Source organism: Nocardia niigatensis NBRC 100131 (genome assembly GCF_000308655.1).
In the GTDB taxonomy this organism is placed as follows: domain Bacteria; phylum Actinomycetota; class Actinomycetes; order Mycobacteriales; family Mycobacteriaceae; genus Nocardia; species Nocardia niigatensis.
The window spans coordinates 541104-559074 of the sequence record NZ_BAGC01000043.1 but is presented as its reverse complement, the minus strand read 5'-3'; the positions used below and the strand labels follow the sequence as shown (position 1 = coordinate 559074).

The following is a 17971-nucleotide window of genomic DNA, read 5'->3' as shown; positions in this document are numbered from 1 at the left end:
CGCGGGGTGTGCACATTGAGGAGCCCTTGTCGTGAAATGTCCACTGCGCGGCGCACTTTCCTCGGTGGCGCTGCTGACCGGCCTGGTGCTGACGGTGTCCTCCTGCGGTTTCGGCGGGAGCAAATCCGATGACTCGGACCCCAATACGCTCAGCTTCCTCGCACCCACCTACAGCGACGGGACGAAGGCCGAGTGGGACGCCATCATCGCGGATTTCCAGCAGGCCAATCCCGATGTCAAGGTCAAACTCTCGATGGAATCCTGGGATTCGATCAATGACGTGGTGCGCACCAAGCTGCAGTCCAAGGGCACCACACCCGACATCCTGAACATCGACGCCTATTCCACCTACGCCACCGACGGCCAGCTCTATCCGGCCACCGATATCGCCGACGCGGTGGTGATCGCCGATATCCAGCCCGGCTTCGCCCGCAATGCCTCCATCGACGGAACCCAGTGGGCGCTACCGCTTTTCGCCTCCACCCGCACCCTGTTCTACAACACCGAGCTGTTCGCCAAGGCCGGCATCGGCACAGCGCCCCGGACGTGGACCGAGCTCACCGAGGACGCCAGGAAGGTCCAGGCCCTCGGCGGCGTCTCCGGCTACGGGCTGCCGCTGGGCAGCGAGGAGGCCCAGGGCGAGACCTCGATCTGGACCTTCGGCGCGGGCGGCAACTGGTCCGACGGCGGCCGGGTCACCGTCGACACCCCGCAGAACCTCGAGGGTGTGCGGGCCATGAAGGCCATCGCGGATGCCGGTGTGACCGAACCGAATCCGGGCGCCACCAACCGGCTCGACGTCATCAACGCGTTCATCCAGGGCAAGATCGGCATGATCGAGGGGCTGCCGCCGACCATCAGCCAGATCGCCGCCAAGAATCCGAGCCTGCGGTACGCCACCGCGCCCTCGCCGACCAAGACCGGCGACCCGTCCACCCTCGGTGTGGCCGACCATCTGATGGCCTTCAAGAAGGACGGCACCAAGGCGCGGGCCATCAAGAAGTTCCTCAGCTACTTCTACTCCCCGGCCGTCTACGCCAAGTTCGTCCGTGGCGAGCACTTCATCCCCATCACCACCAGCGGCGCGGCCGCGCTCACCGACGATCCCGTCACCAAGGCGTTCGCCACCACCTTGCCGGCCGCCAAGTTCTACCCGAGCAACAACCCGAAATGGGGTGCCGCACAGGGCGCCATCCGGCAGCAGATGGGCACGATCGCGCAGGGCAGCGATCCGGCCTCGGTGCTGCAGAAGATTCAGCAGGCGGCGAATTGAGGGGCGTCGCCTCCCATCGATCCACGGCCACGCTGCGCGCGTTGCCGTGGATCGGCCCTGTGCTGATCCTGATCGCGGCGGTGGTGGCCTACCCCGCCGGGTACATGATCTGGACCTCGACCCGCGACCTGGGCGCCTACGGAACCGACCGCGGCCCCGCCGGATTCGCCAATTTCCGCAAGCTGTTCGCCATCGACGTGCTGCCCGCGATCCTGGCGCACACCGTGGTGTGGGTGGTGGCGGTCGTGGTGATCACGCTCGTGCTCTCGGCGGGGCTGGCGCAATTCTTGAACAAGGACTTCCCGGGGCGGACCGCCGTGCGGCTGGCCATCCTGGTGCCGTGGGCGGCGTCGGTGGTCATGACGACCACCATCTTCGACTACATGCTGGATCCGAATGTGGGGATCGCCAATCGGTTCCTGGTCGATCTCGGCGTGCTGGACCGGGGATTCGGGTTCACCAAGGAGCCGGGGTCCGCGTTCCTGGTGGCCATCGGGGTAGCGGTGTTCGTGTCCGTGCCGTTCACGACATACACGATTCTGGCGGGGCTGCAATCAGTTCCGGCCGATATCGACGAGGCGGGACGGGTGGACGGGGCGAGCTCGTGGCAGCGCTACCTGTATCTGACACTGCCGCAACTGCGTCCGGCCATGGCGGTGGCGACGGTCATCAACATCATCAACTCGTTCAACTCGCTGCCCATCCTGCAGGTGCTGACCGGCAGCATCGCGGGCTTCTCCGCCGATACCACGACCACCTTGACCTTCAAGCTGATTCGGCAGAACCAGCAGGTCGCCACGGCGGCGGCCATGAGCGTGCTGAACTTCGTGCTGATCCTGGTGATCATCGCGATCTACCTGAAACTCATCCGGCCCGCCGGTGAGGAGGCGCGGTGAGAACGCGGCGACGGTGGGGGCTCACGGCCGCCGGCGTCGTGCTGGCGGCGGTGTTCCTGCTGCCGTACCTGGTGATGGTGCTCGGATCGCTGAAGCCGCGCTCCGAGATCCTGCGCATCCCGCCGACCTACCTGCCGCAGCAGTGGCGGCCGGACAACTACGCCACCATGTGGCACACGCCGGAGACGCCGTTGCCGTTCAATCTGGTGAGCACCCTGGTGATCTCGGTGTTCGGGACGGTGCTGGTGCTGGTGGTGGCCATCCCGGCCGCGTATTACACGGCGCGGCGGCGGTTTCCGGGCAAGACGCTGTTCCTGGGCCTGGTGCTGGTCACCCAGATGCTGCAACCGACCGTGCTGGTCACCGGACTGTTGCGCGAATTCTTCACCCTCGGCATCAATGACACCTGGCTCGCCATGATCCTGGTGAACGGCGCGTTCAATCTGTCGTTCGCGGTGTGGATCCTGCACAGCTTCTTCGCCGGCGTGCCGGTCGAGGTGGAGGAGGCCGCGCAGCTGGACGGGTTGAACCGCTGGCGGATCCTGACTCGGGTGAGCCTGCCGCTGGTGTGGCCCGGCATCGTCACCGCCACCGTGTTCGCCTTCGTGTCCTGCTGGAACGAATTCGCCGCCAGCCTGGTCATTCTCACCACGCCGGAGAATCAGCCGCTGTCGGTGGCGCTCACCAAGTTCGTCGGGCAGTACGACGTAGCTTGGCAATATGTGTTCGCCATCTCTACCGTCGGCATCGTGCCCGTCGTGATCCTGTTCGCGCTCATCGAGAAGCGCCTGGTGGCCGGCCTCACCGCCGGCAGTGTGAAATGACCGCTCCCGCCGATCGTTCCCAGCGCTGGAATCGCCTGCTGGAACTGCTCGCCGAGGCCGGGCGTCTCTCGGTCGAGGAGGCCGCCACCCGCCTGGGCGCGTCGCCCGCGACCATCCGGCGCGACTTCACCGCCCTCGCCGACCAGGGTCTGGCCACCCGGACCCACGGCGGGATCGTCGCCACCGCCGTCGCCTACGACCTGCCCGCCCGCTACCGCGGCGCCACCGACGAGCCCAAACAGCGTGTCGCCGAACACACCGCGGCCCTGATCGATCCGGCCGAAGTGGTGGCGCTCAACGGCGGCACCACCACGACGGCGGTGGCCCGGGCCCTGGCCGCCCGTCCCGACCTGCCCACCTCCACCGACCACGAACTCACCATTGTCACGAATGCCCTCAATATCGCCGCCGAACTGGTGCTGCGCCCGCACCTGCGCACCATCTGCCTCGGCGGTCTGGCCCGGCGTGAGTCCTACGAACTGCACGGTCCGCTGGCCGCCCTGGCCCTGGCCGAATTACGGCTGGACACCCTGATTCTCGGCGTCGGCGCGGTGTCCGCCGAGGGCGGGGCCCAGTGCCGTCATCTCGACGAGGCGGGCATCAATGCCGAAATGGTCCGCCGCGCACGCCGGGTCATCGCGGTGGCCACCGCCGACAAGCTGAACCGCACCGCCCTGGCGCGCATCTGCCCGATCGAGTCCATCCACGTCCTGGTCATCGATCGCGATGCCGATCCGAGTGCCCTCGCCCCCATTCGCGAGGCCGGCGTCGAGGTGCACCTGGTCTGAGCGCGGCCGAATTCAGTTCGGGCGCAGCACGACCAGACCCGGGACCGTAGTGAGGTACTGGGTCAGGGGAGTGTCGACGACCTGGTCGTTCGCGGCCAGGGAGGAGGCGTTGCGGAACATCGGGCCGTTCGGGGTGCTGAGGAAGATGCCCACATGGGAGACGTCGAGCCCGGCGTCGGGGGTATAGGCGCCCAGGTAATCGCCGGTGTGGAGACCGGTGATCACCGCGTTGTCGAAGGATCCGCTGGGGATGTAGGCGATATCGCGGTCCACCACCGCGACGCCCGGAAGATAGTTGCCGCCATCGGCTTTCGCATTGAGGTGCTTGGTGACGGTGACGGCGGCCGGGGTGAGGGTGCGCGTGATGTCGGTGGCGGCGACGCGGTTGACGGCCGCCCAGTCGGTGAAGAAGTGCTTGCGGCGGGGGAATTCGACCCGGCCGTCGGCGTAGCGGGTGGCGACCAGGTTCTGGACGAAGTCCGCGCGGTTGGTGGAACGGCTCAGCGCTTCCACATAGTCGAGGTAGGTGAAGCAGTCGACGCGGCGGAAGTCGATGACCAGCTGCTCGGGCTGGGAAGCCGAGCCGATCAGCATGTTCGCGCCGTATGGGGTGCCGAGGAAGCGGCTGGAGAGCTGGGCGATGGCTTCGGTGCGGCTGCCGGTGATCGAGTTGCGCAGCGCGAGCAGCTCGTCCAGTTGCTGCGAGGTGCTGTCGTCGAGGGCCGGATCGGCGGGGGCCGCCATGGCCTGCGAGAGCAGCAGGGCCAGTGCGGAGACGAGCGTGACCAGCATCAGCAGGATCCGGGTGATTGTGCGCAAAACCCCTCCATCGAACGAGACGTGCGGATCGAACCTAACAGCCGATTCCTGTCCCAGACAATCCTTTCACCCCGGCGCGGTTCAATTCGTGGCGGCCGTCGCACGCTGAGCCGCACCCCGATCCGGGAACCGCCGGTCAGCCGAGCAGGCCGCCCAGCATGCCGCCCGACTGACCGGCCTCCTGGCCGCCGCCGGTGCCGCCGATGAGCCCGCCCGGCGGCAGCTCCGAGGGCTGCACGATGACGAAGCCGCGGCCCGAGAACGACAGGGTCAGGCCCTCGCCCGTGCTGCGGCCGATGAGCCGGCTGAAACCGAACGAGTCATTGCGCTTGATGCCGGTCTGCAGGCTGGAGGACCAGGCCACAGCGGCCTGCGGATCGGCATAGGTCGGCTGGTCGACGTTCAGGACCACCGGCGAGCCGTGAGTGGTGATGGCGATGCGGCCGCGACCGGTGAAGACGCAGTTGAAGAAGCCCGCGTTGCTGGCGTAGCCGGCCGCGCCCTGAACCCTCTGGATCTTGTAGGACAGCGAGGAGTCGAAGGCCAGCACATTCGCGCCGTTGATGGTCAGGCCGTCGGAACCGTCCAGGTCCACGATGTGCACATCGGAGGCGGCATTGGCCAGGAACAGATCCCCGCGTCCCTGCACCTGCATGAGCGGCACGCCCTCACCGGTGAGCCGCTGCTGGATCGCGCGCCCGATACCGCCCGACCCGAGCGCCTTGAAATGCAGATCGCCCTGATAGGCAACCATCGATCCGGCCCGGGCCAGGGTCTCCCCGTCCACCGCGACCCGGATCATCTTGCCGCCCTGCTTCTGAATGCCGAACCCACTGACCTCGGCATGATTCGGATGGAACAGCTCGCTCTGCACGGACGGGACTCCTTGTGACGCGGGATGATTCGGGACCGGGGCTGCGGGGGGAGGGGGCGGCGGCGCGAGAGATTGCGGGGCCATGGGGAACTGCTGCGGCGCGGCAGGCTGCTGGAACTGCTGGGCCGGCAGCGTCGGCGGTATCGGCTGCCCGGCGAGGTTGGGCTGAGTCGGCAGGTACTGCGCGGGTTGCGGCGGCATCTGCTGGGCCGGAGCGGCGGGTTGCGGCGCGGGTGCCGGCGGTTCGGGCTCGTCGTCGATGGTGACGCCGAAGGCTTCGGCGAGTCCGGCCAATCCGTTGTCGTAGCCCTGGCCGACCGCGCGCACCTTCCAGGCGTCGCCACGGCGGTAGATCTCGACGCACACCACGGCGGCCTCGCTGGTCAGGCCGTTCATGGGGAAAGTCAGTGTGCCTGCGGGGGATCCGATGGCCGCGGTGAGGGTGCCGGCGGCGGCGAAGGTGGCGGGGCCGCTGCCGTCGAGGCTGGCGGTGATGGCGACCTTGTCCACATCGGCGGGGAGCGCGGAGGTCTGGATGTCCACCATGTCGCCGGCGCCGCGGCCGTGCCGGTAGACCACGCCGGGACCGACCGGCTGGTTGAAGAAGATGAAGTCAGCGTCCGACCGCACCCGCCCGTTCGCGCCCAGGAGCAGCGCGGATACATCGACTGCGGCGGAGCAGGTTACGGTGACCGTCACTCGGTCGGCGGGTGCGGGACGATTCTCTCCGCGGGCGAGCGCCGTCACCGCGGCCCCTCGCCGACCGCGCGGACCTGATCGGGCAATAGACGATTCACAGCATCCAGTGTTCCGAACATCCGATTCGAAGGCCATCCGGGTATCCCCCCAAATGCTGCCGCGCTCACGCGAGAACCGGCACCTGGCCTTCGGTCTCGGCCGGCACTTCTGCCTGGGTGCGCCGCTGGCCCGGCTGAGGGCCGATATCGCCCTCACCCGGTTGAGATCCGGTTCGCTACCGGCCGTTCATGAGAGCGCTGAGGACAGCGGTGTCGGTGGTGCGGGACCCGCCCGCGAAGGCCAGCCCGGCCAGCGACCGGTCCGCCGCCTCGGGATGCCCCGCACCGCACGCGTCGGTCACCACGATGGGCAGGTAGCCGAGGTCGGTGGCGTGCCGCACCGTCGGCTCGATGCCGACCTCCATGGCGATCCCCGCCACCGCGAACGCCCCGATCCCCAAGTCCCGCAGCACGATATCGAGCGGCGTTCCCGCGAACGCCGACATGGTGATCTTGTCGAAGACGACCTCGTCGTCCCCCGGCGACAGCTCGGGCACCAGCTGATACTGCGGAGACCCCTGCGCGAACGCGGCCCGCACCTTCGCCGGATCCTCCACATGCTGCCACTCCATGGCGGTGCGCAACTGTGAAACCCCCGCCGCCGCCGGCGGCATCGACATGTGCCGGGTGTAGAACACGCGAAAACCATTGGCCCGGGCGGTATCCCGCAACTGCACGCACGCCTTCACGATGCTCTCCCCATCGGCCAGTTGCCCCACGATCCCGACCTGCATGTCGTAGATCAGCAGCGCCATCCCCTCCGGATGGCAGACGTCCTCGACGCTCTGCGGAATCCTCAGTCCGTATCCTTGTCGCACGACGCCTCACCGAGTGCGGTCGTAGGGCTCGGCCACATCCACCGAGGCATCCATCAACGCCTCGATCGGCAACGGCGCCGTCACCGGCACATAGGTCCACTCCAGAAACCCCTTCTTGGTCAGCGGAAAATCCTCCACATACCGCCGCGCCTCCGCCACACTCTCCACCTCGAACACGATCACCACCCCAGGCTCATCGGCCCGCGCATAGTTCTCCCGCACAACCCCCGCCTTCCACAACCGCCACACATTGGCCACCTCCTCCGGCAGAAACGGAGTAATCGTCTCCAGCGTGACCCCGGGCTTGAACCGATCGAATGTAATGACCTTCATGGGTTTTCATGAAACCTTCCTGATTACAGTGTTACAAGAACGCACTTTTCGGTAAGTACCGGAGGCGAGATGGTGAGGAAGCGCTACTACTGCCCGGTCGAGGTGACTGTTGATTTGATCGGGGGGAAATGGAAGGCGGTGATTTTGGCGCATCTCAAGGAGGGGGTCCGGCGGTATGGGGAGTTGCGGCGGTTGATGCCTGATACCAGTGAGAAGATGCTGGTGCAGCAGTTGCGGGAGTTGGAGGGGCATGGGCTGGTGCGGCGCACGGTGCTTCCCGCGGTGCCGCCGCAGGTGGAATATGACCTCACCGAGGAAGGGTGCAGTCTGGTGCCGGTGTTGACGGCGCTGTACGAGTGGGGGGAGAAGCGGAGCGCTCGAACGGGTCTCGTCATCGAGGCGCCCTGAAGCGCTCCGCGTCCGCGGGATGTCAGGCGGCGCGGTCGGTGCGCTCCGTGTGGTCCGGGCCCATTCCGTCCGCCTCGCACTGCGCCCGGTGCACGGCGCAGCGGTACTTCGGACCCGGCTTGATGAAGGCGGGGTCGAGGCGTTGGGCGAAGGTGAGGTTGTCACGCCGCCAGCAATCGATGCACACCGGCTCTTTCATGGCGTCCTCCTCGGTCATCGCTCGCGAAAGGTCTGCGCGAGAGGGATTCCCAGCCACGGCCTGATTCGGATATACCCTCGGCGACTCTTCCATAACGGACGCGGCCAGATAGCCGACCGGTCGGTTGTCTATCGCGGCTCGCGGGTACGCCGGACGGAGGCGATCAGACCACCCACAATGACCGCGTAGACGATGACGTAGCAGTTCAGCAGGATCTGCGAGATCGGCCAGGACGGCGGGAACAGGAACCAGCCGACCACGACCCATCGATCGGTCCAGTGGTACGCCCAGGCCCCGGTGGCCAGGTAGAGGAAACCGGCCGCCGACCACCAGCGCGCATCGGACGCGGCCCGATCGACCAGGTATACGAACAGCGGCAGGAACCAGACCCAGTGATGGTTCCAGGAGAACGGGGAGACCACGCACGAGGTCAGGCCCGCGACGGTCACGGTCAGCAGCTTCTCGCCGCGGTTGTACAGCGCCGCCGCGAGCAACAGTCCGCCGACCGCGACCGGGATCGCGATCAGCAGCCAGAGCCACTGCGGCACCTGATGGTCCGTGAGATGGGCGATCACGCCCCGCAGCGACTGGTTGGCCGGCTGGGTGTCGGGCGCAATGCGATCGGACTGGAAGAACGTCTTGGTCCAGTACTGCTTAGAATCCGACGGGAGCACGGCGCCGGCGACCAGGATCGTCAGGACGAACGTGCCGGCCGCCACTATGGCCGCCCACCACTGCCGCAACACCAGGAACTGCGCCACGAAATACAGCGGCACCAGTTTGATGCCCGCCGCCAGCCCGACGCCGACGCCTCGCAGCCGGCTGCGTTCCGGGCGCGAGAAATCCCAGAGGATCAACGCCATCAGGACCAGATTGATCTGGCCGTAGTACAGCGTGGTGCGCACCGGCTCCAGGAACATGCACGTCGCCGCCAGCAGCGCGCTGATCGCGGCCGGCCGCCATGTGAGGCGGTAACCGATAACCTTCCAGCACAACAGGATGCAGACATAGAGCACGCAAATGTTCAGTGCCAGCCAGGAATTCGTGACGTAACCCCACGGCACCATCAGGATCGGCAGGAACATCAGCGTGGAGAACGGCGTATAGGTGTAGGACAGGCCGCGGTGTGTGGTCTCCGTGTAGAGCGGATGGCCGTGGTAGATCTTCCACGCGCCGTCCCGGTAGACGTGGACATCGAAGCCGCCCGCCAGGAAACCCACCTGATCCAGCCACGGATCCACCGTCGCGAAGATCAGTACCAGCGACAGCACCGCGCCGCAGGCCAGCACGGCCCACGTCGTCCTGCTCCACACCGGCGGTGATCCACCGGAATCCGCAACGACAGCACGATCATTCGTCCTTGCACCGATCAACACCAACCCACCTCAGATGTGCGATACACCCTGCCGGGCTCGAGAAACGCTGAACACGAACGCTTCAGCCCGCCCGCCTTGACGCCGCCGGCCACCGGCCGGCCCATCCGCGCTCTGCGTAGCGCGGATTCGGATTCTCAGCACCCTACCGCCCGATGTGGGCGATTCGGTCATCTGCCCGGACGCGTGGTCTGGAGTGATAGGCGGCGCGCATTGGCGACGATGGCGTCGGCCAGCGCCTGTTCCGGGTCGGCGAGCCGGGTGTGGCGGTGCATGAGGACGAAGTCCAGTTCCCCCAATTCGGGCAGCCGGGGATCGGTGAGTGGGACCAGTCCGTCGGGCAGGACGCCCGCCGCGTGCACGATGACCCCGAGCCCGGCCAGGGCCGCGGCCCGCAGGCCGAGCAGGCTGTCGCTCACACAGGTGACCCGGCAGGTCCGCCCGGCGTGTTTGAGTGCCCGCAGCGCCTGCTGCCGGGTCAGGCTCGGCTCCGGATAGGTGACCAAGGGCACAGGGTCGCCGAATTCCGTTGTGGCCGAAAGCCCCGCCCACACCAGCCGGTCCCGCCACAGCAGGGTGCCGTGCCGCTCGCCCGGCAGTCGCTTGCCGAACACGAGGTCGAGTTCGCCCGCGGTCATGCGCGTTTTGAGGTTCTCGCTCAATCCGACGGTGAGCTCGAGATCCACACCCGGATGGGTGCGCTGGAACTCCACCAGGATGTCGGGCAGTTCGCGCGCCATCACATCGTCGGACGCGCCCAGTCGGACCAGGCCGGTGAGGGTGGACCCGGAGAAATAGGCCTCGGCCTGGGCCTGCGCGTCGAGGATGGCGCGGGCGAAGCCGATCATGGCCGCGCCGTCGGCGGTGAGCGCCAGATTGCGCGTGTCGCGGCGGAACAGCTCCCGCCCGGCAGCCTGTTCCAGGCGGGCGATATGACCGCTCACGGTGGATTGCCGCAGGCCCAGCTGACGGCCCGCCGCGGTGAAGCCGCCGGCCCGTTCGACGGCCAGGAAGGTGGTGAGCAGCTCGGGTTCGAACATACGGCAATTATCACGCATCGCGATAGGAGATATCGGATCGAACGACTATCGCGATCGATGGCCGCACTCCTACGGTCGAATTGTGCAGCTACTCGCCAAACTCCGCATCGACTCCTTCATGCTGGGCATTCTCGCCAGCGTGGCGCTGGCCGCCCTGCTGCCCGCGCGCGGCACCGCGGCCGAGGCGCTGGGCTGGGCCACAAAGATCGCCATCGCCGTCCTGTTCCTGCTGTACGGCGCCCGCCTCGAACCCCGCGAGGCGGTGGCCGGACTGCGGCACTGGCGACTCCACTCGTGTGTGCTGGCAGCCACTTTCGTGCTCTTCCCGCTGCTGGGCCTGGCCCTGCGGGTCCTGGTGCCGAGCGTGCTCACCCCGGACCTCTACACCGGCGTCCTGTTCCTGTGCCTGGTGCCCTCGACCGTGCAGTCCTCCATCGCCTTCACCTCGATGGCCCGCGGCAATGTGGCCGGCGCGGTGGTGAGCGCCTCCCTGTCCAACCTGATCGGCGTCTTCGCGACCCCGCTGCTGGTCATGGCTCTCATGAATACCACTGCGGGCGTGCATGTCTCGCCGTCGGCGCTGCTCGCCATCGTGGCCCAGCTGCTGTTGCCGTTCCTGGCCGGGCAGCTGCTGCGCCCGCGCCTGGGCTGGGTGCTGGGCCACCCGGCGGCCACCAAGGCGGTGGACCGCGGCTCGGTCTACCTGGTGGTGTACGCGGCGTTCAGTGCCGGTATGACGGAGGGCATCTGGCACGGTCTGTCCGCCCGCGTGCTCATCTCGACCGTGCTGGTGTGCGCCGCGCTGCTGGCCATCGTGCTGACCGCCACCTCCGTGAGCAGCCGGTTGCTCGGGTTCTCCCGCACGGACGGCATCGTCGTGACGTTCTGCGGCTCGAAGAAGAGCCTCGCCACCGGTCTGCCCATGGCCTCGGTGCTCTTCGCCGGGCATCCGGTCGGCCTGATCGTGTTGCCGCTCATGCTCTTCCACCAGATCCAGTTGTTCACCTGCGCGGCCCTGGCGCAGCGCTACGCCCGCCGGGCGGACCGGGCCGAAGCCGAGTTACCCAGCGGTGCAGCCGAACTGGTCTGAGCGGTCAGTGCTCGCCGCCCACCGGAGCCGGGGATCTTCCCGCGCCCCAGTGATTGAAGACCAGGTTGAGCACGAAGACCACGATCACGGCCGAGGTGATCGGGCTGCCCGCGATCATCTGGAAGTCGGCCGGGAACTTGGTGTAGATGTTCGGGGCCACCGCCGGCAGCAGCGCCACCGACAGCGTGACCGCGATGATCAGCATATTGCTGGTGCCCTCGAACTGAACCTTGTGCAGCACCCGCAGGCCGACCGCGGTGACCATGGCGAACATGACCGTGGCCGCGCCGCCGATCACCGGACCCGGCAGCGCCGCGACCACACTGCCGACCTTGGGCACCAGGCCCAGCGCCACCAGCATGCCGCCGCAGGCCGCCACCACCCAGCGGCTGCGCACCCCGGTCAGCCCGACCAGGCCGACATTCTCGGCGAAGGCGGTGTCGGGGAAGGAGTTCATGAATCCGGCCAGCACCGCGGAGAGTCCGTCGGCGGCCAGGCCGCGTCCCAGATCCGCGGGCTCGAGCGGCTTGTCGACCATCTCGGCGACGGCGACCATGTCGGCGGTGGACTCGGTGAAGGTCACCAGCATGACCACGCACATGGAGATGATCGCGCCGAGATGGAACTCGGGCGCGCCGAATACGAACGGCCGCGAGATCGCGAACCAGCCGGAGGACCCGACCGCCGACATGTCGACCAGATGCATGGGCCACGCCACCAGCGTGCCGACCGCGACGCTGATCAGCACGGCCAGCTGGGCGATCAGCCCGCGTGCGAACCGGTGGATCACCACGATCAGCGCGATCACCAGCCCGGCCAGCGCGACATGCGAAATCTGGCCGTAGTCGGCCGCTTTCGGGTCGTCGCCGGCGATCAGCCCGGCGTCCGCGCCGATCAGCGACAGCCCGATCACACAGATCACGCAGCCCGACACCAGTGGCGGGAAGAACCGCACCACCTTGGCGAAGAAGCGGGCGATGACCAGGCCGAACACGCCCGACACCAGGATCGCGCCGTAGACGGTGGGCAGGCCCGCCTCGCCGCCGCCGAACTGTTGCGCGATCAGGATCATGGGCGAGACCACGGTGAAGGTCGCGCCCGCGACCACCGGCAGCCGGACACCGAGAACCCGGCCGATCCCGACCGACTGGATGACGGTGACGATGCCGGAGACCAGCAGATCCGCATTGACCAGCAGGCCGATGGTGTGGGCCGGGAGTTTCAGCGCTCCGCCCACGAGCAGCGGCACCGCGACCGCGCCCGCGTACATGATCGCCAGGTGCTGCAGGCCCAGTAGCGCCAATCGTGAGGGCGGCGGGATTTCGTCGACCGGGTGCCGGTGCTGGATGACGCCGATATCGGGTTTACGGGAGGGGCGCGAAAAGCGCATTTGCATGATGCCTCCTGGAACACGTGAACAGCGGCCCGAACAGGCCGCGACCACGACCCGAATGATGGCGTAGCAAATACCTGTCCCGCAGCAGATTGTTCGATTGTCCAGCCGGTTCGGCGTGCCTCCCGGCCACCTTCGTATTTTCCTACAGAATCCTCCTTTCGACCGCCCTTCGCGTTGCCGGACAGCGTGCCGCGGCATAGGGTCGGGACCTCGAAACACGTGGTCACAGGCGGGAGGCGATCGAATGGCGGGCAATTCCGACCTGCGTCGTCTCGCTCACCGCACGGTGTGGGTCCCCGGCCGCGTGGCCCACGGCTGCTGAGGGTCGGCTTTCTCGACGAGCGGAATTTATCCGCCGACACTGGATAGTGCACTCGACGTAGAAAGCAGCCTGCAATGGCAATTTTCATGACGGTGAACGGGAAAAACACGCCGATATCTCCCGTCTCGACGCATACCTCCCTGCTGGATTTTCTCCGGGAGCGGGGACTCACCGGGTGCAAGGAGGGTTGTGCGGAAGGCGAATGCGGCGCGTGTTCGGTGCTGGTGGCCCGGCCGGGAGTGGCCGAGCCGACCGAATGGGTGGCGATCAATGCCTGCCTGGTGCCCGCCGTCGCACTGGACGGGCAGGAGATCGTCACCGCCGAGGGCCTGGGCGGCCCCGCGGAACTACATCCGGTGCAGCGTGAGATGGCGGTGCGAGGCGGCTCGCAATGCGGTTACTGCACACCGGGATTCGTGTGCAGTATGGCCGCCGAGTACTACCGCACGGATCGGCGGGCGCTCGACGAGATCGCGCCGGACTGCGCGCACGCCGAGACCGGTCCCAATGGCTTCGATCTGCACGCGCTCAGCGGCAACCTGTGCCGGTGCACCGGCTACCGGCCCATCCGGGACGCCGCGTTCGCGGTCGGCGAACCGGAGGCCGATGACGACCTGGCCCGGCGGTGCGCCTCCGACCCTCCGGAACCGGTGGCGACCGACTTCAGTTCCGACGGGCGGCATTTCGTCCGCCCTGCGACGCTGGCCGACGCGCTGCGGCTGCTGCGCGAGCATCCGGATGCCACGGTGGTCGCGGGCAACACCGACCTGGGTGTCGAGGTGAACATCCGTGGGCGGCGCGCGGAGTACCTGCTGGCCGTCGACCGGCTGCCCGAACTGCGCGGGCTGACCCTCGGCGCGGACCGGATCGAGCTGGGCGCCGCGCTCACCCTCACCGAGATCGAACGCCGTCTCGCCGGCCGGGTGCCGCTGCTGTCGGAGTTGTTCCCGCAGTTCGCGTCCCGGCTCATTCGCAACGGCGCCACCCTGGGCGGCAACCTCGGCACCGCTTCGCCGATCGGCGACGGTCCGCCGGTGCTGCTGGCGCTGGAGGCGTCGGTCGTGCTGGCCGATGCCGACGGCGAACGCGAGGTCGCGCTGGCCGACTACTTCACCGCTTACCGGCGCTCGGTACGGCGGCCGGACGAGCTCATCACGGCCGTCCGGATCCCGTTGCCGCTGGCGCCGGCGACCGCCTTCCACAAGATCGCCAAGCGCCGCTTCGACGACATTTCCAGTGTCGCGGTGGCTTTCGCCCTCGATATCGAGGACGGTGTGGTGCGCACGGCCCGGATCGGGCTCGGCGGTGTGGCCGCCACCCCCGTGCGCGCCTACGACACCGAGGCGGCCCTCGAGGGCCGGCGCTGGACCGAATCGACCGTGGCCGAGGCCGCACAGGTGTTGCGTGGCGAGGGCACGCCGCTCGACGATCACCGCGCCAGCGCGCGATATCGCAGCGCCATGCTGGGGGAGAGCCTGCGCAAACTGTTCGCCGCGACCGCCGAACCCGCGGAGGTGCTGTCATGAGCCACCTGTCGCAACGACCCGAGAACCCCGTGGTGGGTGTGGCGCTGCCGCACGAGAGCGCCGCTCTGCACGTCACCGGATCCGCGCTCTACACCGACGACCTGGTATACCGCACCAAGGATGTGCTGCACGCGTATCCGGTGCAGGTGCCGCACGCGCACGCGCGCATCACCGCTATGGACACCGCCCCCGCGCTGCGGGTGCCCGGCGTGGTGCGGGTGCTCACCGCCGCGGATGTGCCCGGCGTCAATGACGCGGGCGTCAAACACGACGAGCCGCTGTTCCCCGACGAGGTCTGCTTCCACGGCCACGCGGTCTGCTGGGTGCTCGGTGAGACCCTGGAGGCCGCGCGGCTGGGCGCGGCGGCGGTCGAGGTGGAGCTGGAGCCGCTGCCCTCGCTGATCACCATCGAGGAGGCGGTGGCGGCGGGCAGCTTCCAGGGCGCACAGCCCCAGATCCGGTGCGGTGAACCGGAATCCGGGTTCGCGGCCGCCGCGCACGTGTTCACCGGCGAACTCCACTTCTCCGACCAGGAGCACTTCTACCTCGAAACTCATGCCGCCCTGGCGCATGTCGACGAGGGCGGACAGGTGTTCGTGCAGTCCAGCACTCAGCATCCCTCGGAGACCCAGGAGATCGTGGCCCATGTGCTCGGGCTGCGCAATCACGAGGTCACCGTCCAATGCCTGCGCATGGGAGGCGGATTCGGCGGCAAGGAGATGCAGCCGCACGGCTTCGCGGCCATCGCTGCCCTCGGCGCGACCCTGACCGGACGCCCGGTCCGGGTGCGGCTCAACCGAACCCAGGACCTCACCATGTCCGGCAAGCGGCACGGCTTCCACGCGCGGTGGCGGGTGGGGTTCGACGTCGACGGGCGCATCCAGGCCCTGGACACCACCCTGACCGCGGACGGCGGCTGGAGCCTGGACCTGTCGGAGCCGGTGCTGGCCCGCGCGCTCTGCCACATCGACAACCTCTACTTGATTCCCAACGGGCGCTTCAACGGTCGCATCGCCAGGACCAACAAGCCCTCCAATACCGCGTTCCGTGGTTTCGGCGGACCGCAGGGCATGCTCGTCATGGAGGATCTGCTGGGCCGCTGCGCACCGCTGCTCGGCCTGGATCCGGGGGAACTGCGCCGCCGCAACTTCTATCGCGCCGGGCAGTCCACGCCCTACGGGCAGGAGGTGCGTCACCCCGAGCGCATCACCGACACCTGGGACCAGGTCCTCGAGCGGGGTGAGATCGCCGCGCGCACAAGAGAGATCGCGACCTTCAATGCCTCGCACCGGCACGTGAAACGCGGGCTGGCCGTCACCGGCGTCAAGTTCGGTATCTCGTTCAACCTCACGGTCTTCAACCAGGCCGGAGCGCTGGTGCTGATCTACAAGGACGGATCGGTGCTGATCAATCACGGCGGCACCGAGATGGGACAGGGCCTGCACACCAAGATGCTGCAGGTGGCCGCCACCACGCTGGGCATCCCATTGGAGCGGGTGCGGCTCGCGCCGACCCGAACGGACAAGGTGCCCAACACCTCAGCGACCGCCGCGAGCTCCGGGGCCGACCTGAACGGCGCGGCCGTGAAGGACGCCTGTGAGCAACTGCGGGACCGGCTGCTGCGGGTGGCGGCGGCCCGGCTCGGGGTCGGCGCCTCCGACGTTCGCATCGTTGACGGCGTCGCCCGCGCCCTGGGCCCGGGTGCCGAGGTCGTCGAGTGGAGCGACCTGTGCCGGACGGCATACCTGCAGCGAGTTCAATTGTCCGCGGCCGGTTTCTACCGTACCGAGGGCCTGCACTGGGACGCGAAGACCATGCACGGCTCGCCGTTCAAGTACTTCGCCTACGGCGCCGCCGCCAGCGAGGTGGAGGTGGACGGCTTCACCGGCGCGTACCGCGTCCGCCGCGTGGATATCGTCCACGACGTCGGCGACAGCCTGTCCCCGCTCATCGACATCGGCCAGATCGAAGGCGGTTTCGTGCAGGGCGCGGGCTGGCTGACGCTCGAGGACATCCGCTGGGACACCGGGGACGGGCCCGGCCGCGGGCGGCTGCTCACCCAGGCGGCCGGCACGTACAAGCTGCCGAGCTTCTCGGAGATGCCCGAGGAATTCAATGTCACGCTGCTGCGGCACGCGCACGAGGAGGGCGTGGTGTACGGGTCCAAGGCGGTGGGAGAGCCGCCGCTCATGCTGGCGTTCTCGGTGCGCGAGGCACTGCGCCAGGCCGCCGCGGCCTTCGGCCCGGACGGGGTGAGTGTCGACCTGGGCGCGCCCGCCACCCCGGAGGCGGTGTACTGGGCGCTCGACACGGCTCGGCACGCGCGCGAATTCGCCACCGAGGAAAGCGTTTCCGCCGGTGCGTGACATGACCTGGGTGACCGCGGTGGCGCGACTGCGCGACCGCCGGGAACCCGGCGTCCTGGTCACCGTGGCGACCGTGCGTGGCCACGCGCCGCGCCGAGCGGGCGCGAAAATGGTGGTGGGACAGTTCGATACCTGGGGTTCGATCGGCGGCGGCAATGTCGAGGCCGTCGCCGTCGAACGCGCCCGGGAACTGATCACGCGAACGCACGCCGAACCGGAGCTGATGGAATTCGCCCTCAACGACAAGGTGACCAATCGGCACGGCGTCCAGTGCTGCGGCGGCACCGTGACCGTGCTGCTCGAGCCGCTGCCGGTGCGCCCGGCGGTGGCCATCTTCGGTGTCGGCCACGTCGGGCTGGAACTCGCCCGCATCCTGGCCCGCCAGGACCTCGACCTGCACCTGATCGATTCCCGCCCCGAGGTTCTCACCCGCGACCGGCTCGCGCCCCTCGCCGACGCCATCGCCCGGATCCACACCCATCACACGCCGCTGCTGCCGGAACAGGTCCTCGACCAGTTGCCGCCCGGCGCCCACATCCTGATCATGACCCACGACCACGCCGAGGACGCCGCCCTCTGCGACGCCGCCCTGCGCGCCGACGGTCTCGGCACCATCGGCCTGATCGGCTCCCCGGCCAAATGGGCGCGGTTCCGGAAGCGGCTCACCACCGAGGGCGGCCATCCGCGAGAAGCGCTGGGCCGCATCAAGACTCCCATCGGGCTGACCGACATCACCGGGAAGGAACCGGCCGTCATCGCGGTCAGCGTCGCCGCGGATCTGTTGCGCACCTTCGAACTCGGCGCGCGCACCACCGACTGAGGCGGCCAG

The 17971-nt window shown here is 68.2% G+C and carries 17 protein-coding genes; 9 read left to right on the top strand and 8 right to left on the bottom strand.

The features are described from left to right. Positions 1 to 31 precede the first annotated feature (31 nt). The 4 genes from ON33_RS19880 to ON33_RS19865 are packed head-to-tail and all read left to right on the top strand — an operon-like array spanning position 32 to position 3781. Positions 32 to 1273 carry an extracellular solute-binding protein gene (locus ON33_RS19880; RefSeq protein WP_040860364.1) on the top strand — a complete coding sequence of 414 codons (1242 nt, stop codon included), beginning with the start codon at positions 32 to 34 and terminating at the stop codon, positions 1271 to 1273. Then, the gene (locus ON33_RS19875) at positions 1270 to 2169 is read left to right on the top strand and encodes a carbohydrate ABC transporter permease (protein ID WP_051152485.1); all 900 of its coding nucleotides are present in this window, start codon (positions 1270 to 1272) and stop codon (positions 2167 to 2169) included. Before ON33_RS19880 ends, ON33_RS19875 begins: the two co-directional genes overlap by 4 nt. Beyond that, on the top strand, positions 2166 to 2993 hold the full coding sequence (locus ON33_RS19870) for a carbohydrate ABC transporter permease (RefSeq protein WP_040860363.1): 828 nt from the start codon (positions 2166 to 2168) through the stop codon (positions 2991 to 2993). The genes ON33_RS19875 and ON33_RS19870 overlap by 4 nt, the downstream gene beginning before the upstream one ends. Then, positions 2990 to 3781, top strand: coding sequence for a DeoR/GlpR family DNA-binding transcription regulator (locus ON33_RS19865; RefSeq protein WP_040860362.1), 792 nt, complete (start codon positions 2990 to 2992; stop codon positions 3779 to 3781). The genes ON33_RS19870 and ON33_RS19865 overlap by 4 nt, the downstream gene beginning before the upstream one ends. A gap of 12 nt (positions 3782 to 3793) precedes the next feature. Here the strand turns inward: ON33_RS19865 and ON33_RS19860 are convergent, their stop codons facing one another. The 4 genes from ON33_RS19860 to ON33_RS19845 form a co-directional block, all read right to left on the bottom strand. Further along, positions 3794 to 4600, bottom strand: coding sequence for a DUF1460 domain-containing protein (locus ON33_RS19860; protein ID WP_051152484.1), 807 nt, complete (start codon positions 4598 to 4600; stop codon positions 3794 to 3796). A gap of 136 nt (positions 4601 to 4736) precedes the next feature. Beyond that, positions 4737 to 6221: an AIM24 family protein gene (locus ON33_RS19855; protein ID WP_040860361.1), complete on the bottom strand. Its 1485-nt coding sequence runs from the start codon at positions 6219 to 6221 to the stop codon at positions 4737 to 4739. A gap of 226 nt (positions 6222 to 6447) precedes the next feature. Next, positions 6448 to 7089, bottom strand: a complete 642-nt coding sequence (locus ON33_RS19850) for a cysteine hydrolase family protein (protein ID WP_040860360.1) — start codon at positions 7087 to 7089, stop codon at positions 6448 to 6450. A 6-nt stretch (positions 7090 to 7095) separates the two neighbouring features. Continuing rightward, positions 7096 to 7422: a hypothetical protein gene (locus tag ON33_RS19845; protein ID WP_040860359.1), complete on the bottom strand. Its 327-nt coding sequence runs from the start codon at positions 7420 to 7422 to the stop codon at positions 7096 to 7098. A 69-nt stretch (positions 7423 to 7491) separates the two neighbouring features. Between ON33_RS19845 and ON33_RS19840 the strand changes: the two genes are divergently transcribed. Continuing rightward, positions 7492 to 7830 (top strand): winged helix-turn-helix transcriptional regulator, encoded by a 339-nt coding sequence (locus tag ON33_RS19840; RefSeq protein WP_040860358.1) that lies wholly within the window; start codon positions 7492 to 7494, stop codon positions 7828 to 7830. A 22-nt stretch (positions 7831 to 7852) separates the two neighbouring features. Here ON33_RS19840 and ON33_RS19835 read toward each other — a convergent pair whose 3' ends face one another. From ON33_RS19835 to ON33_RS19825, 3 genes are all read right to left on the bottom strand, one after another. Next, on the bottom strand, positions 7853 to 8029 hold the full coding sequence (locus tag ON33_RS19835) for a hypothetical protein (RefSeq protein WP_157184614.1): 177 nt from the start codon (positions 8027 to 8029) through the stop codon (positions 7853 to 7855). Positions 8030 to 8157: 128 nt separating this feature from the next. Continuing rightward, a complete protein-coding gene (locus ON33_RS19830; RefSeq protein ID WP_245550592.1) occupies positions 8158 to 9342 on the bottom strand; it encodes a glycosyltransferase 87 family protein in 1185 nt (394 codons plus the stop codon). A 230-nt stretch (positions 9343 to 9572) separates the two neighbouring features. Then, positions 9573 to 10442, bottom strand: a complete 870-nt coding sequence (locus ON33_RS19825; RefSeq protein WP_040860356.1) for a LysR family transcriptional regulator — start codon at positions 10440 to 10442, stop codon at positions 9573 to 9575. Positions 10443 to 10524: 82 nt separating this feature from the next. Here ON33_RS19825 and ON33_RS19820 point away from each other — a divergent pair, with 82 nt between their 5' ends. Next, entirely contained in the window at positions 10525 to 11532 is a 1008-nt protein-coding gene (locus tag ON33_RS19820) for a bile acid:sodium symporter family protein (protein ID WP_040860355.1), read from the top strand. A 4-nt stretch (positions 11533 to 11536) separates the two neighbouring features. On the opposite strand, the gene ON33_RS19815 is transcribed toward ON33_RS19820, so the two are convergent. Then, complete coding sequence (locus tag ON33_RS19815) at positions 11537 to 12928, bottom strand: nucleobase:cation symporter-2 family protein (protein WP_218001470.1); 1392 nt, start codon at positions 12926 to 12928, stop codon at positions 11537 to 11539. 396 nt (positions 12929 to 13324) lie between these two features. On the opposite strand from ON33_RS19815, the gene ON33_RS19810 reads away from it, so the two are divergent. Genes ON33_RS19810 through xdhC form a run of 3 tightly spaced genes read left to right on the top strand, consistent with a single transcriptional unit; the run spans position 13325 to position 17962 of the window. Further along, a complete protein-coding gene (locus ON33_RS19810) occupies positions 13325 to 14776 on the top strand; it encodes a xanthine dehydrogenase small subunit (RefSeq protein ID WP_040860354.1) in 1452 nt (483 codons plus the stop codon). Further along, a complete protein-coding gene (xdhB, locus tag ON33_RS19805) occupies positions 14773 to 17142 on the top strand; it encodes a xanthine dehydrogenase molybdopterin binding subunit (RefSeq protein ID WP_040860353.1) in 2370 nt (789 codons plus the stop codon). Before ON33_RS19810 ends, xdhB begins: the two co-directional genes overlap by 4 nt. A gap of 1 nt (position 17143) precedes the next feature. After that, on the top strand, positions 17144 to 17962 hold the full coding sequence (gene xdhC / locus ON33_RS19800) for a xanthine dehydrogenase accessory protein XdhC (RefSeq protein WP_063711031.1): 819 nt from the start codon (positions 17144 to 17146) through the stop codon (positions 17960 to 17962). Positions 17963 to 17971 lie beyond the last annotated feature (9 nt).